The organism is Chitinophagales bacterium, from assembly GCA_020635995.1.
Lineage (GTDB): Bacteria > Bacteroidota > Bacteroidia > Chitinophagales > UBA8649 > JAFMKE01.
The window spans coordinates 147855-172569 of the sequence record JACJYS010000005.1 but is presented as its reverse complement, the minus strand read 5'-3'; the positions used below and the strand labels follow the sequence as shown (position 1 = coordinate 172569).

The 24715-nt window shown below is 32.7% G+C and carries 16 protein-coding genes; 8 read left to right on the top strand and 8 right to left on the bottom strand.

The window, feature by feature from the left end; genetic code table 11:
* Positions 1-409: 409 nt before the first annotated feature.
* Complete coding sequence (locus H6578_09200; protein MCB9227326.1) at positions 410-1387, bottom strand: calcium/sodium antiporter; 978 nt, start codon at positions 1385-1387, stop codon at positions 410-412.
* A 51-nt stretch (positions 1388-1438) separates the two neighbouring features.
* Positions 1439-2035: a NifU family protein gene (locus tag H6578_09195; GenBank protein ID MCB9227325.1), complete on the bottom strand. Its 597-nt coding sequence runs from the start codon at positions 2033-2035 to the stop codon at positions 1439-1441.
* A gap of 132 nt (positions 2036-2167) precedes the next feature.
* On the opposite strand from H6578_09195, the gene H6578_09190 reads away from it, so the two are divergent.
* The 6 genes from H6578_09190 (at position 2168) to H6578_09165 (ending at position 15434) form a co-directional block, all read left to right on the top strand.
* On the top strand, positions 2168-4066 hold the full coding sequence (locus H6578_09190; GenBank protein ID MCB9227324.1) for an amidophosphoribosyltransferase: 1899 nt from the start codon (positions 2168-2170) through the stop codon (positions 4064-4066).
* 1 nt (position 4067) lies between these two features.
* Entirely contained in the window at positions 4068-5921 is a 1854-nt protein-coding gene (locus H6578_09185) for a 2-oxoacid:acceptor oxidoreductase subunit alpha (GenBank protein ID MCB9227323.1), read from the top strand.
* Positions 5914-6894, top strand: coding sequence for a 2-oxoacid:ferredoxin oxidoreductase subunit beta (locus H6578_09180; GenBank protein MCB9227322.1), 981 nt, complete (start codon positions 5914-5916; stop codon positions 6892-6894). The genes H6578_09185 and H6578_09180 overlap by 8 nt, the downstream gene beginning before the upstream one ends.
* A 91-nt stretch (positions 6895-6985) precedes the next feature.
* Positions 6986-8869 carry an OmpA family protein gene (locus H6578_09175; protein MCB9227321.1) on the top strand — a complete coding sequence of 628 codons (1884 nt, stop codon included), beginning with the start codon at positions 6986-6988 and terminating at the stop codon, positions 8867-8869.
* 159 nt (positions 8870-9028) lie between these two features.
* Positions 9029-11893, top strand: a complete 2865-nt coding sequence (locus tag H6578_09170; GenBank protein ID MCB9227320.1) for a TonB-dependent receptor — start codon at positions 9029-9031, stop codon at positions 11891-11893.
* A 97-nt stretch (positions 11894-11990) separates the two neighbouring features.
* A complete protein-coding gene (locus H6578_09165; protein ID MCB9227319.1) occupies positions 11991-15434 on the top strand; it encodes a pyruvate carboxylase in 3444 nt (1147 codons plus the stop codon).
* 59 nt (positions 15435-15493) lie between these two features.
* On the opposite strand, the gene H6578_09160 is transcribed toward H6578_09165, so the two are convergent.
* From H6578_09160 to miaA, 4 genes are read right to left on the bottom strand one after another with little or no spacing between them, the layout of a single operon-like run.
* Positions 15494-15703: a dodecin domain-containing protein gene (locus tag H6578_09160; protein MCB9227318.1), complete on the bottom strand. Its 210-nt coding sequence runs from the start codon at positions 15701-15703 to the stop codon at positions 15494-15496.
* Positions 15704-15761: 58 nt separating this feature from the next.
* Positions 15762-16262, bottom strand: a complete 501-nt coding sequence (locus H6578_09155) for a metallophosphoesterase family protein (protein MCB9227317.1) — start codon at positions 16260-16262, stop codon at positions 15762-15764.
* Positions 16255-16923, bottom strand: a complete 669-nt coding sequence (locus H6578_09150; protein MCB9227316.1) for an HAD-IA family hydrolase — start codon at positions 16921-16923, stop codon at positions 16255-16257. The genes H6578_09155 and H6578_09150 overlap by 8 nt, the downstream gene beginning before the upstream one ends.
* Entirely contained in the window at positions 16923-17840 is a 918-nt protein-coding gene (gene miaA, locus H6578_09145) for a tRNA (adenosine(37)-N6)-dimethylallyltransferase MiaA (GenBank protein MCB9227315.1), read from the bottom strand. The genes H6578_09150 and miaA overlap by 1 nt, the downstream gene beginning before the upstream one ends.
* Before the next feature lie 69 nt (positions 17841-17909).
* Here miaA and H6578_09140 point away from each other — a divergent pair, with 69 nt between their 5' ends.
* On the top strand, positions 17910-19166 hold the full coding sequence (locus H6578_09140) for a carboxypeptidase-like regulatory domain-containing protein (protein ID MCB9227314.1): 1257 nt from the start codon (positions 17910-17912) through the stop codon (positions 19164-19166).
* On the opposite strand, the gene H6578_09135 is transcribed toward H6578_09140, so the two are convergent.
* The gene (locus H6578_09135; protein ID MCB9227313.1) at positions 19163-20311 is read right to left on the bottom strand and encodes a hypothetical protein; all 1149 of its coding nucleotides are present in this window, start codon (positions 20309-20311) and stop codon (positions 19163-19165) included. The two genes, H6578_09140 and H6578_09135, sit on opposite strands and share 4 nt — an antisense overlap.
* A gap of 190 nt (positions 20312-20501) precedes the next feature.
* Positions 20502-22271, bottom strand: a complete 1770-nt coding sequence (locus H6578_09130) for a Na+/H+ antiporter NhaC family protein (GenBank protein MCB9227312.1) — start codon at positions 22269-22271, stop codon at positions 20502-20504.
* 132 nt (positions 22272-22403) lie between these two features.
* Here H6578_09130 and H6578_09125 point away from each other — a divergent pair, with 132 nt between their 5' ends.
* Positions 22404-24674, top strand: a complete 2271-nt coding sequence (locus H6578_09125) for a polyprenyl synthetase family protein (protein ID MCB9227311.1) — start codon at positions 22404-22406, stop codon at positions 24672-24674.
* Positions 24675-24715 lie beyond the last annotated feature (41 nt).

Here is a 24715-nt window from a genome sequence, read left to right as displayed (position 1 = left end):
TCTATATTGTGTGTTACAATGGTAAATGCCGATATTGGACTATTATATATTCCTAAACGGTATTATTCCACTTATTAAACTTGAGGTGCATTTTTACCCGACCTTAATCAAAAATACGTTAAGAAATGGTGTAAAACAGACATCCAAAATAAATGAAATTATAAAAATGTAAACAGACAAATTAGTATGCTCCTACAAGTAGAACCACTATGGCAAAATTAAAATTGAGCATACATTAATTTGTCATCGTCTGTTTTATAGCATTTTAGTGTTTTTGATTACAGTCTTGACCTTTGGTTACCTTTGTGTCAAGACAAAGGTAAAAAGAAGATAAATTGTAACTAAAATTACTTTAATGTCCAAAGACTATGTCTTAAAATATAAATTATTAATATAAAATGAAATTATACTACAACAATTCAATCTTCAAAAAAGAACCTACCATAAAAAACAAATAAAGCAGTATAAAAATAAAACCCGCTACACGTGGCGTTTGTTTTAATAAGGACAAAAGAACAAGTAATAGTGTAGCACCTATCATAATAGGAATGCTAAAAGTATTAAAAGAATTGTCTTTTACTACGTAAAAATGATGAGTTAAATTGCCCACAATAGCAGGAATAGAAAGTACTGCCAATAAATTAAAAATATTAGAACCTATAACATTGCCTAATACTATCCCAAACTTCTTTTTTCTTGTAGCAGATATTGTTACCGCCAGTTCAGGCAAAGAAGTACCTAAAGCCACTACGGTTTGAGATATTACATCGCTACCTAAATTTAAACGTGAGCTGATGTTAACTATAGCATCGGTTACAAACTTTGCTCCCAGCCAAATACCACCAATACTGGCAATAAACAAAGCTATTTTTATAGCATTAAATTTTTCATCTTCACTTTGCTCTTCTTCCTCTTCACTTTTAGAAAATTTGATAACATAAATTAAATAAGCCAATAGCATTAATAAGCATATAATGGCTTCTATGGTTGTCATTTGTTTATCATACAAAAAGTATGAGCAAATTAAGGTTGTAGCAATTAGTATTAAAAATTCAACTTTTTGTTTGTTAAAATCTATTTTTAAACCACTACTTAAAGCTATGCCTACACCAATAATAAAAAGAATATTGCTAATATTAGAACCTACCACTGTTCCTGTAACAATATCCGATTCATCTTGTAAAACAGAAATAACGCCTACGGCAAGTTCGGGTAGAGAAGTGCCAAAAGCTACAACCGTAGCTCCCACTATAAAAGCAGGAATTTTAAATTTTAAACCAAATTTTTCAGCAGTTTCTACAAAATAATCCGCAGAACGCAATAAAGTGTATAAGGCAACAGCTAATATAAAAAACCAAAAAATTGAGTAAGTAATGGTATCTAACAATGTGAAATTATTTTATAAATCAATAAATAAAAAATAAAGAAGATAAAGTTGTTATTCTGTTTCTGCTTGCACTTCTGTTACTTCCGGCACCATTCTTTTTAGCATGGCTTCTATGCCGTCTTTAAGCGTAACAGTGCTACTTGGGCAGCCGGCACACGCTCCTTGCATAGTTAGAGTTACTACACCGTCATTATAATTTTTAAAAGCTATGTTTCCTCCGTCTAATTCTACCGCAGGCTTAACATATTTTTCTAATAAGCCAATTATTTTTTTGTCAACATCATCTAACTGAGCATTTTTTTCATTATTTGCTTTTTGCTGTTTTTCTATAAAAGATGCAGTTACAATTTCTTTATTGCTCAATAAATATTCTTTCAAAAAAGCTTTTAATTCAAAAGACAATTCAAACCATTCTTCTTCAGTTTCTTTTTTACTTATAGTTACAAAATTGTTTGAAATAAATACGGCTTCTATGTAATCAAACTGAAAAAGAGCTTGAGCCAAAGGCGAATCTTTAGCTTCTTCTATAGTTTTACATTCTATCATTTGATTAGGAAAAAATACATGGCTGGCTACAAACTTCAGCATTTTAGGATTAGGCGTACTTTCGGTATATATTTCTACAAATTTTGGTATATCATTATTCATGTCAGAAACTATTTTTTGCAAAGGTAAGTTTATTAGAAAACATATTTGGTTTAGAAGCTAACATTTAATGTTGATTAACACAAATATAAATCATTATACAATCTAAAATTATGTACCTTTGCCCCATCTTTTATGAGTGATTCTATAAAACACGAATGTGGTATAGCTATGGTAAGGCTTTTAAAGCCTGTTCAGTACTATTTAGATAAATATGGAACAGCATCTTACGCCCTAAATAAGATGTATTTGCTAATGGAAAAACAGCACAATAGAGGTCAAGACGGTGCGGGAATAGCTTATGTGAAATTTGACACAAAACCGGGGCAAAAATACATAGAAAGGATAAGAAGCGTAAAGCAACAGCCTATACAAGATATTTTCAGAAGAGTTTTTAAAGAATTTAATAAATCTACAAAAGGAATACCTAAAAATAATATAACAGGAAGTTGGTTAAAAGAAAATGTTACTTCTGTTGGAGAGTTATATTTAGGTCATTTAAGATACGGCACACATGGTGGCAATACTATAGAATCTTGTCATCCTTTTATACGTACTAATAATTGGCGAAGCCGAAATTTAGTAATGGCAGGAAATTTTAATCTTACCAATGTAGATGAGCTTATACAGTTTTTAATAAATATAGGTCAGCATCCTATAGAAGAAAGAGATACTATAACGGTAATGGAAAAAATAGGGCATTATCTTGATAGAGATGTGCAGCGTATTTTTGATAAATATAAAGCCAACCAATACGATAATAAAACATTAAGCGATTTTATAGAAAAAGAGTTAGATATAGCCACCATTTTAAAAAGTGCTGCTAAAGATTTTGACGGAGGATTTTTAATGGCAGGATTAGTGGGCAGTGGCGATGCTTTTGTGCTACGAGATGCCCATGGAATAAGACCGGGATATTATTATGCCGATGATGAAGTAGTCGTAGTAGCGTCAGAAAGACCGGCTATTCAAACCACTTTTAATTTAACCACCGAAAAAGTTAAAGAAATACCGGCAGGCAATGCTCTTATTATTAAAAAAGATGGTAAAATAAGCATGCAAAGGTGTTTGCCGGAAAAAGAAAAGAAATCTTGTAGTTTTGAGCGTATTTATTTCTCCAGAGGGACAGATGCCGATATTTATAAAGAAAGATTGAGTTTAGGATATAGACTCACTAATAAAGTAATGAAAGCTGTAAATTATGACTATGATAATACAGTTTTTTCTTTTATACCCAATACCGCAGAAGTAGCTTTTTATGGCTTGTTAAAAGGAGTAGAAGAGCATATTAATCAGTATAAAGTAAAGGAAATAGCAAAAAATCCTAATTTAGATACTGAAAAATTAAACCAATTATTAAGATTAAAACCAAGAGTAGAAAAAATAGCAGTTAAGGACGTAAAAATGAGAACATTCATTACGGAAGATGCTGCAAGAGACGAAATGGTTTCGCACGTTTATGATATTACTTACGATTCTATAAAACGAAATATAGACACGCTGGTAATGTTAGATGACTCCATAGTAAGAGGAACAACTTTACAAAAAAGTATATTGTCTATTTTAGATAGATTAGGACCCAAAAAAATAATAATTGTTTCCTCTGCTCCGCAAATAAGATATCCCGATTGCTATGGAATAGATATGAGTAAGATGCAAGATTTTATAGCATTTAGAGCTTTATTGGCACTTTTAAAGCAAGACAATAAAGAATATATGCTTAAAGAAGTTTATGATAAATGCAAAACAGCATTTAGAGAGGGAACTTCAAAAGAGAAAAATTACGTAAAAGAGCTTTACGATTTATATGCAGATGATGAAATTTCGGATAAAATAAGTGAAATAGTTAAGCCAAAACATATTTTTTCTGAAGTGCAGGTTATCTTTCAAAGTGTTGAAGAGCTAAATTTAGCTTGCCCTAATAATTTAGGCGATTGGTATTTTACAGGAAACTATCCAACACCGGGAGGCAATAAAGTAGTTAATAAATCATTTATTTATTTTATGGAAGGTATCAATAAAAGAGCATATTAAAATGTCCGAAGAAAAAGAAAATATTGTTATAAAATTTGCCGGAGATTCTGGCGATGGAATGCAATTAACAGGTACACAGTTTACAAATAACACAGCTTTATATGGCAATGATTTCACAACTTTCCCCAATTATCCGGCAGAAATAAGAGCACCGCAAGGAACGATACATGGCGTGTCGGGTTTTCAAATAAATTTTGGTAGCTACGATATTCATTCTCCGGGAGATGAATACGATGTTTTAGTAGCAATGAATGCTGCGGCAATAAAAGATTCTTTAAAATCTTTAAAAAAAGGCGGCATAGTAATAGCCGATAAAGCGGGGTTTGATACTAAAAATTTAAGATTGGCAGGATATAACCCTAATGAAAACCTATTGGAAAATGATGTTTTTGCACCCTATAAATTAATTACTTTAGATATTACAGAACAAACCATTTTAGCTTTAGAAAATATAGACATAGAACCTAAAGAGAAGCTAAGAAGTAAAAATATGTTCGTTTTGGGTTTATTGCTGTGGATTTATAACCGAGATTTAGATTCAGTACTCAATTTTATAGACAAAAAGTTTAAAAACAATATAAAAGAGGCTAATGAGATAGCTTTAAAATCGGGATATTATTATGGCGAAACAGCGGAACTTTTTGCTTTTAAAACAACTATAAAACCTATAGAGAAAGAAAAAGGTGTATATAGAAATATAATGGGCAATCAAGCTACAGCGTATGGACTGATGGCTGCCGCAGCAAATGCAAATTTACCTTTGTTTTACGGAAGCTATCCTATTACACCAGCTTCAGATATTTTGCATGAGCTGTCTAAACACACAAAAGAGGGCGGAAACGTATCGTGTTTTCAAGCAGAAGATGAAATAGCCGCTGTTAGTGCCGCCATAGGAGCATCTTTTGGTGGAGCGTTGGGTACTACAGGAACTTCGGGGCCGGGGTTGGCTTTAAAATCTGAGGCAATTAATTTAGCCTTAATGTTAGAACTGCCTTTAGTGGTAGTAGATGTACAAAGAGCAGGGCCTTCAACGGGTATGCCTACTAAAACAGAGCAGTCAGATTTGCTTTTTGCTATGTACGGAAGAAATGGAGATTCGCCATTACCTATAATTGCTGCTCATAGTCCTTCCAATTGTTTTCAGCAGGTTTATTGGGCTTCTAAAATAGCCATAGAATATATGACACCCGTTATTTTTTTAAGCGATGGATATTTAGCTAATGGTAGTGAGCCATGGAAAATACAGCAATTAGAAGATTTACCTGAAATTAATTTGCAAAAAAATATTGAGCAGGATGAAAATACTTTTTTACCATATAAAAGAAATGAAAATTTAGTTAGAGATTGGGTAGTGCCGGGCACAGAAGGTAAAACACACAGAATTGGTGGTTTAGAGAAGGAATACAATACAGGAAATGTAAGTTATGTGCCGGAAAATCATCAGTTAATGACCAATATTAGGCAGCAAAAAGTTGCTAATGTTCAAAAAATATTACCAAAACAAGAGCTTAATAGTGGCGTTGAAGCGGGCGATTTATTAATAGTAGGCTGGGGAAATACTTATGGAGCTATAAAAACAGCTACAAAGTTATTAAACAATAATGCTTATAAAGTAGGACATATCCAGATAGATTTTATCAACCCTTTCCCTCAAAACTTAGAAGATTATTTTAGTAAATACAAATATATATTAGTCCCGGAATTAAATACGGGGCAATTGATAAAATTGCTTCAAACTAATTTTACTAATTATAAGTTTTTAAAGTTAAACAAAATACAAGGTGTTCCTTTCAAAACTCAAGAAATAGTAGATAAAGTAGAGCAAATAATAGGATTAGGAGGTGCAGATGAGTGAAAAGCTAACAGCAAAGGATTTTGCAAGCGACCAAGATATTAGGTGGTGTCCCGGATGTGGAGATTTTGCTATACTGAAACAAACCCAAATGGTATTGGCTAAAACGGGTGCTAATTCGGATAAAACAGTTTTTATTTCGGGGATAGGTTGTTCCTCAAGGTTTCCTTATTATATGAACACCTACGGAATGCACAGTATTCATGGTAGGGCTACCGCCATAGCTACAGGGCTTAAAAAGACAAGACCGGATTTAGATGTTTGGATTGTTACAGGAGACGGAGATGCTTTATCTATAGGTGGAAATCATTTAATACATTTATTGCGAAGAGATATAGATGTAAATGTTTTACTTTTTAATAATGAAATTTACGGATTAACAAAAGGGCAATATTCTCCAACATCAAAACAAAATTTGATAACAAAATCCAGTCCTTTTGGAAATGACACTAAGCCTTTTAATACATTGAGTTTGGTGTTGGGTGCTGGAGCTACTTTTGTGGCTCGGTCAATAGACAGAGAAGCTAAGCACCTGCAAAATATGCTTATAGAAACTAAAAATCACGAAGGGGCTTCCTTTTTAGAAATTTACCAAAATTGCCATATTTTTAACGATGGCACATTTGAAAACTATACAGATAAAGCACTTCAAAAAAGGAATACACTATTTTTAGAAGATGAAAAACCATTAATTTTTGGAGAGAATGAAGAATTAGGCATAAAATTTGATGGATTAACACCTATTGTTGTGAATAGAGCAGATGTTAGTGATAACGATTTGTGGATTCATGACAGTAAGGATAAAATAAAGGCTAATATTCTTTGTAGTGTTGTAGATATTGATGAGAAATTTCCAAAGTTGTTTGGCGTTATTTATGAAAATAAATTGGCTAAACAAAAGAAAGAAAAATTATCAGTTAGTAACAAAGAGTATTTAAACTCCGTAATAAGAGGGAATAATTATTGGAGCATTTAAAAAAATAAAGTGTTGATAATTTGTAATTATTAACATTATACTTTAGTTTTGTCCACTTATAACTATTGAAAACAATATAACTAAAAATAAAATGAAACAGTTATTTACAATTTTTCTAAGCTTTGTGTTAGTTGCTGGGGTAATGGCTCAAGACGGTACAGATACCAAAGAAACTAAGAAAGAAAAGAAAGAAAAGCAAAGTAAAAAAGACAAAAAGAAGAAAAAAGGTGATGATGCTGATGTTTTCATTGGAGAACCTGAAGGAGACAAATATCAGTTAGACGATAGACGTGATGTATCTAAACCTGAAATGCCATTGTATGATGTAGAGCAAGGCTTTAATCAGCAAAAAAAGAAAAAGAAGCAACAAGATGCCTACATGGATAATCAATACTATTTTCCTGCAAAGCCAAAAAATGCATGGCAAATTGGTTTGAGAGGAGGTATTTCTCAAGTAAATGGAGATGTTAGTCAAAACTTTTTTAAAGGGAATAAGCCTTTTGTGCCAGGTTATACTTTTGGAGTAACAGTTATTAAGCCATTCTCATATATGTTTTCTATGCGTTTAAATTATGATTTCATGGAGATGTGGAATACAGATTGGAAAGCAAGTACATTAACTTTTGATCAAATAAATAGTACAAAAGATAGACAACTTGGAGACAATTATGCAGTTGGTAGTAGAATTTTCCATAATTCTCATACCGTAGCTCATGATGTTACTTTAGATGCAGTTATTAGTTTTGGAAATGTACGTTTTCATAAAGAAAGAACTAAAGTTGTATTTAATGCCTTTGTAACTGGTGGAGGATTTTTATATCAAACTTGGTATGACCAATTAGATGATAACGGACAACCTTATGATTATTCACTTGCAAATATGCCAGATGTAGATAATGATGGAGTATCTAAAAAAGATGTTATTAAAGCATTAAATGCTATGAGAAACGGAGTTTATGAAACTCGTGCAGAGGGACAACCTAATTCAAAAGATGCAAATTTTATTGGAAGCTATAGTTTTAGACCAGTATTTGGTGCTGGTTTTGGGATGACTTTCCGTTTAAATAGGTTTATGAATTTAGACTTACAAACAAGAATGATGTTTACTAGAGATGATTTAGTAGATGGTATGAGATGGGAAGAGCCTGTTTCTACTGGTACAGGAGGAGGGTCTAGAAGTTTAACTAGAGATTATGACACCTACACCAATACAACTTTAGGTTTGACATTCAAATTAATAGGTAAAAAGAAAACAGAATCAACTACTCTGTTAAATCCTATGCACTATACATATCAAAAATTAGCTGAAGCAGATCCAGAAGAAGCTATTAACGATTTACTGCAAGATGATGATAAAGATGGTGTGCCAAATAGATTAGACCAAGAAGAAAATACTCCTGAAGGTGCTCCTGTAAATCCTAAAGGTATAGCTTTAGATAGTGATGGTGATGGGGTTAAAGATTATGAAGATGATGAGCCATTCTCTCAACCAGGATTACCTGTGGATGCAAAAGGTGTAGCTATTTTACCTCCAGTAGAAGATAATAGTAATGGTGGAGCATGTTGTGGATGCGATGATGCTGTATTCCCGTCTGTTCATTTTGATAAAGATAGATACGATATCAAGCCAGAATTTTATGCTCATTTAAGTATATTGGCTGATAAAATGGTTTCTTGCCCAGATATGATGATAAACGCTACAGGAATGACTGATAAAGATGATAATGACAAGTATAATGAACAATTATCTTGGAATAGAGTTAACGCAGTTATAGATTACTTAAATAAAAATTACGGTATAGACAGAAATAGATTTATCGTTAATTTTGAAGGAGAATCTAATGCTGAAGGAACTTCAAGAGCAGCTCAGTATAGAGAAAGAAAAGTTAGCTTAACACAAGCTGGACCAAATGATAAAGGAAGTAGCAATCCGGCAGCTCCACATCCGGGCATAAAAGCTGGACAAAATGATTAAAATATCAATAAAATAAATAGAAAAGGAGTGCTTTTTAGTACTCCTTTTTTATTTTAATACTTTCTCTTTCATTTTTGTTAAAATAATTAAAAAAATTTCTTTAGTTTTGTTTTAACCAAAAAAGACAATATGAAGAAAATTTATGTTTTTGTTCTAGCCATGTTATGTGCTGGAATTACACTTGCACAAACTGCAACAGGTAGAGTTGTAGATGAAAATAACGAACCCATGTTTGGTGTTAATGTTATTGAAAAAGGTACAACAAATGGAGTTACCACAGATTTTGATGGAAAATTTTCATTGAATCTTACAAAAGAAAATCCGGTTATCATTTTCCGATTTGTAGGATATAGAGATAAAGAAGTTCCTTACAGTGGAACGGCTATTAATCCTAAAATGGAAGTAGATGAAATAGGCTTAGATGCTGTAGTTATTTCTGCTTCCAAAAGAAAAGAGAGAGTGCTTGATGCTCCTGCTTCTGTTTCATTAATTAATGCTGAAAAAATTGAAAACACAGCTGCAGTATCAGCAACAGATAACTTAAAAGGAATACCAGGTGTAGATGTTATGCCAACAGGTTTAGTATCTCAAAATGTATCTGTAAGAGGGTTTAATAATATCTTCTCAGGTTCAGTATTGACTATGGTAGATAATAGAATAGGGCGTGTACCTTCATTAAAAGTTAATGCTTTTCAATTATTACCAAGTAGTAATGAGGATATAGAAAAAATAGAAATTATAAGAGGTCCAGGTTCTGCTTTGTATGGTCCTAATGCTTCTAATGGGGTAATGCATATAATTACAAAATCTCCATTAGCTATGAGTGCTGACCATAATGCAGAAACTACTATAAGTTTTACAGGAGGTAGTAGAAGTGTATGGGCTCCAAGTGTGCGTCATGCTCAAAAAATTAATGATAAAGTAGGGTTTAAAATATCAGGTGGATATATGCAAGGTCATGATTTTGAATATTATGACCCAAGAGAACCTACATGGGGAGATAAATACTATTTTGGAACTGTTAAAGATGGAACTGCTTTTGTAGTTGATTCGGCTAGAGGATTACAAGATGCAGGAAGAGATTTCTTTTTAAGAAAATATAATGTTGACGGAAGATTTGATTTTGCTGTAACAAAAGATATTGATGTTACTTTAAGTGCAGGTTATGCTAATACTTCAAACCTAGAGTTAACTGGTTTAGGTGCAGCACAAGGTGTGGGATGGGGTTATGCTTATGGTCAAGCAAGATTTAGATGGAAAGAATTGTATTTTAACTACTTCTTAAATGCTAGTAATTCAGGTGATACTTACTTAATCCCTCAAATAACTTCCGATCAAGAAGGTCCTTTTAATTATCAAACATTGGTAGATAAATCTAAATTTCATGGAATACAATTGCAGCATAGTTCTCACATAAAAGAAATGTTTGACTTTATTTATGGAGTAGATTTCTTATTGACAAGACCAAATTCTGATGGAACAATATATGGAAGATACGAAGATGATGATAATATAAATCAGTATGGATTATATGCGCAAGCGGAATATCACCCAATTAAAAAATTAGATATAATTGCAGCTTTACGTGGTGATTATCAAGATAGAATTAAGGAATTTATGGTTTCGCCTCGAGCAGCTTTAGTATATAAACCAACTACTAGACATACATTACGTGCAACGTATAATCGAGCATTCTCATCACCTTCTGCTTTAACAACTGCATTAGATTTACCTAATACATTTATTCCTAACGGGATTATTGCAAGAGGTTTAGGAAATCCTTCTGGTTTTTCATATAATTATGGTGTAGATGGAAATGCCCAATTTAGAGCTCCATCTGCATATACAAATACTGGAGGTAATTGGTTTAATGTAGCTGATAATTCTCAAAATTATTTGTTATTCCAAGATGTTACACAATCAATTGGAGCAGTACTAGGAGAAGCTTTAGGGGCAGGAGCAACTGTTGGTCAAGGTTTAATGACTGCATTAACTGCAGGTTTAACAGATGCTAGTTCTCCAGTTAATAATGTTGATTTAAAAGTTTATGATTTTATAACCAACGAAGAGTTTGATTATGCTTCAGTTTCTGATAAAGAATCAGTTAAAAGTGAAGTAACTCAAACTTTTGAATTAGGTTATAAAGGTATAATTGCTGATAAGTTTTTTGTTTCTGCAGATTTTTACTACAATATTATTGATAATTTTACAAGTCCATTAACTCCTGCATCATATAGAGTACAGTTTGATCCAACGCAATTATCTGGCGCAATTGCAACTACAATAGCTGCTAACTTACAAGAAGATTATCTTCCTGGGTTAACATATAATGATGTATTATCTGGTGGACTTTCAGCTTCTATTAATTTAGATCAAAATGGAGATGGTAATGTATATCAAGAAATTATGGGCTTACTTGCAGGAGACCCTTCTGACCCAACTTCAAATGGATATATTTACGATTTTTCAGTTGGAACATTAGCACCTGAAAGCGATTATGTTAATTCTGATCTAGTACTAACTTACTTTAATTTAGGTAGAGTTAGTATGTTTGGTGGAGATATAGGCGCAACATATTTACAAAAAATTAAAAAGACAGATTTAACTGTTTCAGGTATGTTCTCTTTCTTAAATAAAGATAGAATAGCTTTAGATGGCGCAGCAGATGGATATGTAGCATTGAATGCTCCAAAATTCAAAACTTCATTATCAGTAGAAGCAGCTAATATTGCTAATATTGGTTTAGGTGCAGGTATAAACTGGAGATGGCAAGATGCTTTCCCCGCAAATTCTGCTATTTATGTAGGAGAAGTTAGTGCTGCTAATTTAATTGATTTAAGTGTTTCTTACCGTCCTAATTTTTCTAAAAACACAATTTTATCGGGTAACTTTTACAACATTGGAAATTATAAATTCCAACGTTTCCCGGGTACACCTGCTATAGGTTTTTATGCCATGTTTAAAGTATCTCATACTTTTAACTACAATATTGGTAAAAATAAACATACTTCATCAGTAGAATAATATATTTATACTGCTAACAATAGGGAAGCCATTCTGAATTTCGGAATGGCTTTTTTATTGCTTAATTTAATGCTTCATTTTGTACCTTTGGAGCAAGATGAATAATTTACCAATTAAAAGACTTTTAGTAGCTAATAGAGGCGAAATAGCTATAAGAATTTTTAGAGCAGCTACAGAACTTGGAATTAGAACAGTAGCTGTTTACACCTTTGAAGATAGATATTCTTTGCACCGATATAAAGCAGACGAAGCTTATCAAATAGGAAATAATGAAGAACCTTTAAAGCCTTATTTAGATATAGATGAAATTATTAGCGTAGCTAAGCAAAATAAAATTGATGCTATTCATCCGGGGTATGGTTTTTTATCGGAAAATGTAGCTTTTGCTAAAAAATGTAGAGAAGCAGGCATTAAATTTATAGGACCATCGCCAGAAAGCATGGAACAACTGGGCGATAAAGTGGCCGCTAAAAAGATAGCAAGAGCTGTTAATGTGCCCGTTATTGAAGATAGTCAAATAGATCTTTCAAATACTGATACGGCTTTAAAAGAAGCTCAAAAAATAGGCTATCCCATAATGGTAAAAGCAGCCGCAGGCGGTGGCGGTAGAGGTATGCGTGTAGTTAATAATGATGAAGAACTTAAAAAAGCCTTTACGGAAGCTAAAAGTGAAGCAAAAAAAGCTTTTGGTATAGATACTATTTTCTTAGAAAAATATATTTCAAATCCTAAGCATATTGAAGTTCAACTATTAGGAGATGAAGAAGGACATTTGGTACATCTTTATGAAAGAGATTGCTCTGTACAGCGTAGATTTCAAAAAGTGGTGGAAGTAGCTCCTGCACCGTCTATAAAACAAGAAACTAAAGAAAAACTATACAAATATGCCTTAAATATAGGCAATTATGTAAATTATTATAATGCCGGTACTGTTGAATTTTTGCTTGACGAAAAGGAAAATATATACTTTATAGAAGTAAATCCCCGAATACAAGTTGAGCATACCATTACAGAAGAAGTAACAGGCATAGATATAGTACGAACTCAAATTTTAATAGCCTGCGGTTTGCCATTAACGCACCCAAGTATTTATATTAAAAATCAAGAAGATGTTCCATTCCAGGGCTTTGCTATACAGTGTAGAATTACCACAGAAGATCCCGAAAATAATTTTCAGCCCGATTATGGAACCATAATAGCTTACAGAAGTGCCTCGGGAATGGGAATAAGATTAGATGAGGGAAGTTCTTATGCAGGTGTTACTATTTCTCCATTTTTTGATAGTATGCTGGTTAAAGTTTCGGCATGGGGAAGAACACTAAAAGGTGCATCAGAAAGATTATCAAGAGCATTAATAGAATACAGAATACGAGGCGTAAAAACCAATATTCCTTTTTTGATGAATGTAGTGCAACACCCTGTGTTTGTTAATGGAGAGCAAACCGTAAATTTCATTCAAAATCATCCCGAATTATTTAATTATACAGAAAAAAGAGATAGAGCCACTAAAACATTAAAATATATAGCAGATGTAATAGTAAATGGCAATAATGATGTGAAATTTGTAGATGAAAATAAAGAATTTAGAATACCAAGAGTTCCGTCTTTCCATAAATTTGAAGATTACCCTAAAGGAACAAAAAACTTACTGCAAGAACTGGGGAGAGATAAATTTGTTGATTGGATAAAAACTCAAAACCAAGTTTTATATACCGATACCACTTTTAGAGATGCCCACCAATCGCTTTTGGCTACCAGAGTGCGTACTAAAGATATGCTGGCTGTGGCAGAAAGTTTTGCTAAAAATCACCCTGAAGTTTTTTCAATGGAAATATGGGGCGGAGCCACTTTTGATGTGTGTATGCGTTTTTTAAAAGAAGACCCGTGGATGAGGCTTAAACTGCTTAGAGAAGCTATGCCAAATATACTCACTCAAATGCTTTTAAGAAGTAGCAATGCTGTGGGATACACTGCTTATCCCGATAATTTGGTAGCAAATTTTATAGTAAAAGCTGCTGAAAATGGTATGGATATTTTTAGAATTTTTGATTCGCTGAACTGGACAAAATCTATGGCTTTAAGTATAAAAACAGTTAGAGAAGAAACCAACAGTTTGGCAGAAGCTTGTATCTGTTATACAGGAGATATATTAGATGCAAATAAGCAAAAATTCAACTTAAATTATTATGTTGATTTAGCTAAAGAATTGGAAGATATGGGAGCTCATATTTTAGCCATAAAAGATATGGCTGGCTTGCTAACGCCTTATGCTGCCGAAAAATTAATTACTTCTTTAAAGCAAAATATTTCTATTCCTATTCATTTGCATACACACGATACTTCTTCAGTGCAGTCTGCTACTTATTTAAAAGCTGTAGAAGCAGGTGTAGATGTGGTAGATGTGGCTTTAAGTAGTATGAGTGGTTTAACTTCGCAGCCTAATTTTAACTCTATTGCCAACATGCTAAAACAGCATGAAAGAGGTACAGATATTAATATTCCAAAATTGAATGAGTTTTCAAATTACTGGGAAGATGTAAGAGAATATTATTACCCTTTTGAGTCTGAACTGAAAGCAGGTACGGCACAGGTATATGAAAATGAAATACCAGGTGGACAATATAGTAATTTGCGTCCGCAAGCAAGAGGGCTTGGTATAGAAGATAAATTTGAAACCATAAAGCAAAATTATAAAGATGCTAATGATATGTTTGGGGGATTAATAAAAGTAACACCTTCAAGCAAAGTAGTGGGCGATATGGCTATGTTTATGACCAGTAATGGATATACAAAAGAAGATATTTTGACAAAAGGGGCAGATATTTCCTTTCCCGATTCGGTTATAAATTTCTTTAAAGGCGATTTAGGGCAGCCTTATGGCGGTTTTCCTTCTGCTTTGCAAAAAATAATTTTAAAAGATAGAAAACCCTATACAGAAAGACCAAATGAGCATTTAGAACCTGTAGATTTTGAAAAAGAATTAAAAGCATTTAAAAAAGAATTTGGAAAAGATAAAACTGAGTTAGATTTTTTAAGTTATAAATTATACCCAAAAGTTTATACCGATTTTCATAAGTTTAATGTAGCGTATGGCGAAGTTGGCGTAATACCAACGCCTACGTTTTTTTATGGCATGAAACAGAATGAAGAGATAATGATAGAAATATCTGAGGGGAAAAATATTATAGTAAAATACTTAAACGTAACAGCACCGGATGCCGATGGAAACAGAAGTGTTTATTTTAAGTTGAATGGTCAAAATAGGCATATTCAAGTGCAAGATAAAAGCTTAAACATAGAAGTAATAAGTAATAAAAAAGCTAATGGGGATAATGAGATAGGTGCTCCTTTGCAGGGAAAACTTACGCAAGTTTTAGTAAAAGCAGGCGAAAAAGTTGCTAAAAATCAACCTTTATTTTTAATTGAAGCTATGAAAATGGAAAGTACCATAGTAGCTCCACATGAGGGTAAAGTTTTAGAAGTTGTTTTAGCAGAAAATCAAATGGTACAACAAGATGATTTAGTAATAGTGCTTGGATAAAAAATAAAAAAACCTCAGACCCTAAAGTTGAGGTTTTTTAAAAAAAGCTGTAAAAAGTATTAAGCTTCGCTTGAAACTTTAAAAGTTACTTTTAAAGTTACTCTAAACTCTTTTACATTTCCGTCTTTTACTACAACGCTTTGGTCTTTAACCCAAGCAGATTGTATTCCTTTAATGGTTTCACTGGCTTTAGAAACTGCTTTTGTAGTTGCTTCTTCCCAGCTTTTTTCTGAGCTTGACATAAGCTCTAATACTTTTAAAACTGACATATTTATTGTTTTTAATGATTAAATAATTTCTTTTTTTAAGCCACAAAAAATATTCCAATTATACTCTTTTGCCTAATTCTACCACTTCTAAGTTATCTAAAGTTTTATTTTTAATATCAAATCTAAGCAAAGTTCTAATTTTATGAAAACCATGTTTTCCGGCAGCACCGGGGTTCATACAAAGCATATTGTTATATTTTTTATCTCTCATTACTTTTAAAATATGAGAATGTCCACATATAAAAATTTCAGGAGCATTTTTTTCTAAAATAGTTCTCACTCTGGCACTATACCTGCCGGGATAACCGCCAATATGTGTAAGCCAAATATCAAAACCCTCAAATTCAAACCTATTATCTAATGGAAAAACACTTCTTATTTCTTGGCTGTCAATATTTCCGTAAACACCTCTAAGCGGTTTAAATTTTTCAAGCTGATTTATAACAGCAATATCTCCCACATCGCCTAAATGCCAAATTTCATCTACATCTTTAAAATACTCAAAAACAGCCTTGTCAAGATAAGAGTGTGTATCTGATATTAAACCAATTTTAGGCATTGTTTTTCCATGATTTAATAGTGTAATTTGCCACAGTGCATCTTTTGTTTTTATGGTACTGAAAATAGCATGTGTGGTAGCCAAATTGCTTACCGCCTTTTATGTCCGATTTTGGATTGTCGCCTATTACTAAAACACTATTTTTAACAGGAGAATTAATGGCATGATGTACTTTTTCAAAGAATAAATTATTAGGTTTTGAGCTGTTTAATTCTTCCGAAATAAAAACGGGAAAGTTGTATTTATCTATGCCTAATTTTTTAATTCTTTTGTGTTGAATTTTTTGTAAACCATTGGTTACTATAGCAATATTGTGCGTAGCAGACAGCTTTTGTATCATTTCTTTTGCTCCTTCTATCCAAATTGAGTGGTTTAATAGCTCATCAAGATAATTATCCGCTATTGTTTCAGAAAAATTGTTCAAATTATTAGTTTCTAAAAACTCTTTAAATCTGCCGTAGTGCAGTTCTTCTCCCGTTATTTTTCCTTTTTCAAAATAATGCCAATATTTGCTATTAATTTCATGAAAAGAATGGTGTATATTTTGGGTGTAAACATCAGAAAAAACATCTTTAAAAGCTTTGTTTGAACTGTTGGTAAAATCGGCTAAAGTATTGTCAAAATCAAATAGAAGCCATTCGTATTTATTGAAAAAATCCATTAATCTTCTTCGTCTCTAAGGCGTTCTATAAACAAAATAAAATCTTCAATATTAGCAGCAGGAGAAAACCATTGTATTTCCTTGTCTTTTTTAAACCACGTTATTTGCCTTTTGGCATAGCGTCTTGAGTTTTGCTTAATGAGCTTAATCATGTTTTCTTTATCTGTTTTACCATCTAAAAAATCAAAAACTTCTCTGTAGCCAATAGTGTCTAACGCATATTCATTTCTATAAGGCAATAATTTTTGACATTCGGCTATTAAGCCGTTTTCTATCATTTCATCTACCCGTTCATTTATTCTAGCGTAAAGCGTTTCTCTATCCCAGTGGTAAGCTATTTTTATAGATTTAAAATTTCGTTCTTTAGCTTCGGTATTTGTAAAATCGGAATAAGGCTGCCCTGTGGCGTAGCAAACTTCCAAAGCTCTCATTAATCTTCTTGGGTTATCTAAATCTACATCTACGTAGTATTTAGGATCAAGTTTTCTTAATTCATTTCTTAAATGTTCTATGCCTTTTTCTTTATAATCATGTAGTACTTTTTTCCTAATATCCACGGGTATTTCTGGAAAAGGATCAATGCCAAACAAAACGGCATTAATGTATAAACCCGAACCACCAACCATTATAGCCACATCATTAGTTTTGTATATTTCGTCCAATACTTTTAAAGCATCTTTTTCAAACTGTCCGGCACTGTACATTGTATTTGGCTCTAAAATATCTATAAAATGGTGTTTCACTCCGTCCATTTCTTTAGCTGTGGGTTTGGCTGTGCCTATATCCATTCCTTTGTAAAACTGGCGAGAATCGGCAGAGATAATTTCTGTTTTATAGCTTTTTGCCAATTCTAATGATAAAGAAGTTTTTCCCGAAGCTGTTGGCCCCATTATTGTTATAAGGTATTTGTTTGACATAAATGCTATTTCAAGTAATGAAATTAAAGTATTAAACTAATAATACTATTTTTGTACAAAATTAAATAAATGAAAAACGTTCTCCTAATCTTTTGTTTGCTTTCAAGTATAAGTACAGCCTTTGCACAAGCTTTAATAGGCGGTACGGTATTAAACGAAGAAAATAAACAGCCGGTTCCTTTTGCCAGTGTTATTCTAAATGGAACTTTTAACGGAACTACCACAGATAAAGACGGGAAATTTTTGTTGGAAATACCTAATTATAATCAAGACAATAAATTTACTTTTAAAATAATAGGTTATGAAGAAAAAACGATAAGTTTAGTTGAGTTAATGCGTAGCGATGTTATTTATTTAAAAGTGAAAGAAGAGCAGCTAAACGAAGTAGTAGTAACGCCTATTAATGCTTATAAATTAATAAATGAAGCTGCCGATAAAATACCTGAAAACCACTACAGTGTTCCAATAGGACAGGAGGTTTTTTATAGACAAACACTGACCACAAATAATGAACTGAGTATTGTAGAAGAAGGGCATTATGATATACTAAATACCTTTAATAGGAAAGCCTTGCCACGAAATGCTACCATAAAAAAAGCAAGAGGATTTATAGATTTAACACCGTATAGAGATTTAGGTAAAATAGTATCTAAAAACATAGAAGACGATAGTTTAGATATTGAGCAATCTTCTCAAATTGTTTTGGGCTTTAATCCTGATTTAGAAGATTTAAGAAGTGATAAAAATAGTGTGCTGGGCAAAAACAATGATAAAAATTATGTGTTTAATTATGCCGGTATGGCTATTAAAAATGGTGTGGTAATGCACATTATTACTTTTGACCAAGCAGAAGGCATTAAAAAAACTTTATTTAAAGGTACGGTATATATAGATACAGCAAGTTTGGCTATTGTAGAAATAGATGTACATTTAAGCCCGGAGGGTATAGATTTTCAAAAATTAATACCTCTTAGATTTAGATTATTGATGAAGTTGGGTGGTTATACCGTTAGTGTTAAAGCACTTTCATTTTCTGCTAAATATGTAAAATATGGAGATTTTTGGGTAATAAATGAGGGCGGATTTAATGGTGCAGGAAATATATCAAGAAGAGATAAAGTTTCTTTAAATGGCAATTTAATCAACAATTTCAAGGTGCTTAGAAACTATGATAGAGCTCAGTTTTACCGAAAAAACTCTGACTACAATACCATTCCTTCTAAAATTGAAGATTTTTCCAATAAATATTTTTGGGGAGGTACTGAAACCTTAAAAATGGATGGAAATATAGAAAGTTTGCTAAACAAAAAAATGGGAGTTCGCTAATCTGTAGTTTGAGGATTTATTTGATATAGTCCATTATTAAAACCTACGTAGTAGCCACTCCACGTGCCATCTCCGGCACGGTCGTCAGCTTTATAATAATCGGTAGAAATTAAGTGAGCTCCGCTTTCTAAAGCTGTATTCCAGTTTGAATAATCGTTATTGCGTGCTTGCCAAGTTCCTTCGTCAGCCCGTGTTCTTATTAAATATCCTTTGTCCGATAAATCTTTTATTCTGTTTAAGTTAGTTAAAGGGTTATTAATTTTTATAAATGCCGCATCTGATTCATTTTCGTAGCTATTGGTAAAAATAACTCTATCTTCTAAATTGGGATGACCTTGTATGTATGTGTTTCTAATATTAGTTTTATCAAATAAAAACATTACTTTCCCTCTACTTTCTCCAATAGTTGGCCAGTTTCCTGCCAATACAGCTTCGTTTAAAGTTGCATAGTTGCCTCTCACATCATCGGGTGTTATAATATTGGTAGTAGAAAAAACATCTAAAATTTCATTTTCAAGTGTTTGGAGTGCTTGAGCATTATTCCAAGGTTCTACTTCTGTAAAACCTAAACCTGGCAACGAACCGGCTATGCTGGTTTCGCTTAGCTCTAATAGTATAAAAACAGGTATATGCTCGGGGTATTTTTCCGACCAAGTTTTTATTTCTTGCAATGCACTTTTGAGTGTATAATTATGTGTGTTAAAATCAACATCCGGAATGTGTAATATTTTTATTCCCGGTTGGTTTAGTTCTTCTACATTAGCGTTGCCGTCTTCGCCTAAAATTTCGGGAAGCCGTCTATTAGAAAATTTTCCGCCATTATAGTCTAAAAATAGGTCTAATTCTAATTGTCTTACACCATATTTTGTCATTTGCTCAGTTAAAGATACATGTTCATAATCAAGTTCTAAAGGATTGTAATCGCTGGGTAAAGAACCTGAATTTGCCACTAAAAAGTCATAAACCTTTTCATCCATTTGCATTCTGTAGCTGTTGTGGCTGCCTAAATATTGCAACTGGTTTATTTTTAAAGAATCGGGAGCGTTTTTGTCAAAAATTTCTTCGCCTACAGTTTTGTTTGCTTCTTTTTTGCAAGAAAAAAAGGTAGCAGATACTATGAAAAATAGTATAAAATATTTGTTCATTATTAAATGAGTTAAGTGGTTAAGTGGGTTAAGTTACAGTTTTACTTAACAATTTGGTAATGTAAAGCTAAGTAAATATAGATATTTGAGCTTTTTTATACTAATCGCTATGAAAATTAACATCCTTAACACCAATTGTTGATTCAAAATAGTTTAGACTATTTTGAATTTTATAACGGTATAACTATTATTAACTCTCTACTTTTCTCCCCCAAAATGCTACAACGCCTATAATAATAGCAAAACCTATAGCATAAAGTAAATACCAAGGCACGCCCAATGCAAATAAAACGCCTCCACAAAGCAAACTAACTATACCCACCGTTAAAGCATAAGGTAATTGTGTGTTTACATGGCTTATATGGTCGCAACCAGAGGACAGAGAACTTAAAATAGTAGTATCTGAAATAGGGGAACAATGGTCGCCAAAAACAGAAGCCGCCAAAATAACCGAAATAGTATTTAAAATAACAGGCATCATTAACTCTATGTGTTCTGTGCCGTCTAATTCAACGCCCAATTTTATAATGATAGGCAAACAAATAGGGTACATTACCGCCATAGTGTTCCAGCTTGAGCCTGTGGCAAAAGATATAAGAGCCGAAAAAATAAAAAATATAGTGGGCAACCACAGCATATTAAACTGCTGAGGAATTAAGGAAGAAATATAAGTAGCCGTGTGCAAATGTTCTATAACCAGTGCTAATGTCCAAGCTAAAATTAAAATAACAACAGCCGGCACCATAGATTTAAAACCTTCTATCATAAAACCTACGCTATCTTGCACATTAGTTCTACGCTGAACAATGGTAAGTACCACCGCCACTATACAGGCTAAAAAAGATGCCCAAAGTAATGCTACATAAGAATCGGCATTAGACAATATATCTCTTAGCATAGCAACAAACGAAGTTGAATTTTGTACAATTTCAGGGCTACTTCCTGTTATAATTAATCCTGCTATTACTGTCCCTATTAAGGTTAAAATAGGAATAGCGGCATTTAGCCAATGCGAAACATATTTTTTTTCTTCTTTTTTCTGAGCCGAAAAATCTTCGTTTAGTGCTTTTTGTTCTGCTTTTAGCATAGCACCAAAATCCTTTTTAGTGTATATTAATATTAATATAAAAAACAAAGTAAAAATGGGATAAAAAGCATATTTCAACGAACCTAAAAATAATCCATAAGCACTTTCGTTTATTTCTATTAAATTTTGCCCGTGTATGCCTTTTTCTATTTCGGTAAGCTGAAAACCTATCCAAGTAGTTATAAAAGCAATAGCGGCAACAGGTGCAGCGGTACTATCTACTATGTAGGCTAATTTTTCTCTTGAAATTTTAAATTTATCTGTCAAAGGTCGCATGGTATTTCCTACCACTAAAGTATTGGCATAATCATCAAAAAAAATCAAACATCCCATTAATACCGTAGCTAATTGTGTTCTTCTGGCAGATGTTGAAAGTTTAGAAACTTTTTCTACAATACCTTGCATACCGCCATTTTCTGAAATAACATGAACCATACCGCCTATTAATACAGAAAACAGTATAATAGACAAATGCCCTGTTTGCAATTCTCCATCGCTTACCCACGCTATTGACTGAGGAATATAGGTATCTATTATGTGCATCAAAGTTGGTACTATTTCCTTTATTTGAAGTCCGTTAATAGTAAAAACGCCTATAAAAATTCCTGCTATTAATGCTATATGAACTTCTTTAAAAGCCAATGCCAAAATAATAGCAACAAGAGGTGGCAGTAATGAAAACCAACCCGGAAATTCTTTGTAAACTCCTTCAGCTTGATAAATCAATTTATTTGTAGCACTATTATAACTAAAAGGAATAATTTCACTAACAGTTTCTGTTTCTGCTATGCTTGCGTTTTCCACTATTTCGCCAGTTTGAGCAAACAAAAATGCAATAGAGCAAATAACTAACAGGATTAATATCTTTTTCAAATTAAGATTAGGTTTGATGGTAAATATACGGATAGTCATTATTTTTTCTTAAAAAAACATTTATTTCCTGCATTGCTTTTAAATTAATGACTTATAACTGTATATTCGGAAACTCTTTTTAAAACTAAAACTTTGAAAACTCTTCATCAAAACTTTACAAGACCTAAAGATTGGCCTCTTGAAGGCAATATTGATTTGAATGTACATGACTTACCGCACAATAGTTCTACAACAGAATGGTGGTACATTAACAGTCATATTACCACTATAACAGGCAGAAACTTTTCTGTTTTTGCTTCTTTCTTTAGGAAATTTGTAAGCTACAATGAGGAAACCAAAAAAGCCAATTATGCTCATTCTATAACTTGGGCAATAATAGATAAAGATGAGAAAAAATACTATGCTAATTCTCTCATAGACCAAAAAGCTCCCGAAATAGGATTAGAAAGACTTAGAAAAGGAGAAATAGTAAAAGATGAACGCATACGAAAAGCGGCTATTGAAATGTTAGAAAAAGGTAATGTTCCTTATCCCGATAGATTATTTCAGCAAAAAATTATTGTAAACTTAGATAAATTACATCTAAAATTTGATGATAATATTTTTATTAAAAACAATGAAAATTCCTATTCTTTAGTCCTTAATGATGATGAGCATGATTTATCTTTTAAAATGGATTTTACACCTAAAAAACCGGTAACAAGACACGGAGAAAATGGAGTAGTTTTTGGTGTTTCGGCAGAAGATATGTTCTATTATTTTATTCCGCGAAATGATGCTTCCGGTAGTTTTACTATTAAAGGAGAAAAATATGAATTTAAAAACCAATCTGCTTGGTACGACCACGAATTTGGTTGCCACAGAAAAGAAGAAGAACAAGATAAAAGCGAACTTGGGATAAGCAAAGATGTGGCTTGGAACTGGATTTCATCTCAGCTAACAAACGGCTGTGAATTTACCGCTTATGATTTAATAGATAATAAAACAAAAGATGGTTGTGGTTCTTACTTAATTTTTATAGATAAAGAAGGCAATAGAACTCAAATTAATAATTTTAAGCTCTATCCAAAAACCAAGGAAGTTTGGACAAGTACCCGAACTTTTAACGATTACCCTACCGATTGGATTTTAGAAGCCCCAGAATTGGATTTATATATTGAAGCAGAAGCCGATTTTCCTCATCAAGAGTTTGCTACTGTTATTTCAAAACCGGCATTTTGGGAGGGCAGTGTAAAGGTAAAAGGTTCTATAAAAGGAGAAAAAATTGAGGGTCCTGGTTTTGTAGAACGCAGTGGCTTTGAAAGTTCAACTAACCTTGAAGAATTTTTTAAAATAGTAAGCCGTGAAACGATAAAATCGGTAAAGAAAATTCTACCTAAAAACCCTGATAATGAAAAATTAACTGAGTTAATTTCTAAAAAAGACCAAGTTCATTATGCCGAGTATATTGATAATGAACAATATTCAAAAGCATTAATTGAACCGATAAGAAGTATTATAGATAGAGGAGGAAAATCTTGGCGAAGCTATGCCGCTTTGGCGTGTTGCGATATAGTGGGTGGCAATTCTCAACGAGCTATAGATTGGCTGGCTTTGCCAGAGCTTATGCACGTAGGTTCATTAATAGTAGATGATGTAGAAGATAAATCTGATGTAAGAAGAGGTGGCCCGAGCTGTCATAAAATGTATAATGAAGCCATTGCAATTAACGCAGGTAGTGCGTGTTATTTTATTGGTCAAATAGTTATTTATCAAGCTGATGAACTTGAAGATGATAAAAAGTTGCGTATTTACAATTTATATTTTGAAGCTTTACGTGCCGCTCACTCAGGGCAAGCTATGGATATACACGGACTTGACTATATGATGGACGATGTGGTAGAAAATGGCAAAGGAGATTTACTACAAAATAGAATAATAGGCATACACCGTTTAAAATCTGCCGCTCCGGCAAGCTATTTAGCACAAATAGGCGTTATTTTAGGCAAAGGAACAGAAGAACAAATTAAAGGTTTAGGAGATTATTATGAAGCATTAGGAATTTCTTTTCAAATAATAGATGACACCTTAAATTTAAGAGGTTTTAAAGATGGTTTAAAAACCAAAGGCGAAGATATAACCGCAGGAAAAATTACTTATCCCGTTGCCAAAGCTATGTCTAAATTAGAAAAAAAGGATAGACAAAGACTTTGGGAAATCATTCAGGCAAAAACGAGTGATATAGCTTTAATAAAAGAAGCTGTTGACTTATTAGATAAAGTAAATGCACTTGACGATTGTGTAGAAGAAGCCCAAACCATTTTAAATAACGCTTGGAGAATTTTAGACCCTATGGTAAGAGATTCTATGGTGAAACTAAACCTACGTGCCTTTAGCTGGTATGTGTTAGATAGGCATTATTAATTTCAAAGAAAAATTCCGAACTTCGGTTTTAAAAGTACTCG

Bases quoted from the DNA above. Each gene is read 5' to 3' on its own strand.
- H6578_09195 (MCB9227325.1), bottom strand. From the start codon at position 2,035: ATGAATAATGATATACCAAAATTTGTAGAAATATATACCGAAAGTACG.
- H6578_09190 (MCB9227324.1), top strand. From the start codon at position 2,168: ATGAGTGATTCTATAAAACACGAATGTGGTATAGCTATGGTAAGGCTT.
- H6578_09185 (MCB9227323.1), top strand. From the start codon at position 4,068: ATGTCCGAAGAAAAAGAAAATATTGTTATAAAATTTGCCGGAGATTCT.
- H6578_09180 (MCB9227322.1), top strand. From the start codon at position 5,914: ATGAGTGAAAAGCTAACAGCAAAGGATTTTGCAAGCGACCAAGATATT.
- H6578_09175 (MCB9227321.1), top strand. From the start codon at position 6,986: ATGAAACAGTTATTTACAATTTTTCTAAGCTTTGTGTTAGTTGCTGGG.
- H6578_09170 (MCB9227320.1), top strand. From the start codon at position 9,029: ATGTTATGTGCTGGAATTACACTTGCACAAACTGCAACAGGTAGAGTT.
- H6578_09165 (MCB9227319.1), top strand. From the start codon at position 11,991: ATGAATAATTTACCAATTAAAAGACTTTTAGTAGCTAATAGAGGCGAA.
- H6578_09160 (MCB9227318.1), bottom strand. From the start codon at position 15,703: ATGTCAGTTTTAAAAGTATTAGAGCTTATGTCAAGCTCAGAAAAAAGC.
- H6578_09155 (MCB9227317.1), bottom strand. From the start codon at position 16,262: ATGCCTAAAATTGGTTTAATATCAGATACACACTCTTATCTTGACAAG.
- H6578_09150 (MCB9227316.1), bottom strand. From the start codon at position 16,923: ATGGATTTTTTCAATAAATACGAATGGCTTCTATTTGATTTTGACAAT.
- miaA (MCB9227315.1), bottom strand. From the start codon at position 17,840: ATGTCAAACAAATACCTTATAACAATAATGGGGCCAACAGCTTCGGGA.
- H6578_09140 (MCB9227314.1), top strand. From the start codon at position 17,910: ATGAAAAACGTTCTCCTAATCTTTTGTTTGCTTTCAAGTATAAGTACA.
- H6578_09135 (MCB9227313.1), bottom strand. From the start codon at position 20,311: ATGAACAAATATTTTATACTATTTTTCATAGTATCTGCTACCTTTTTT.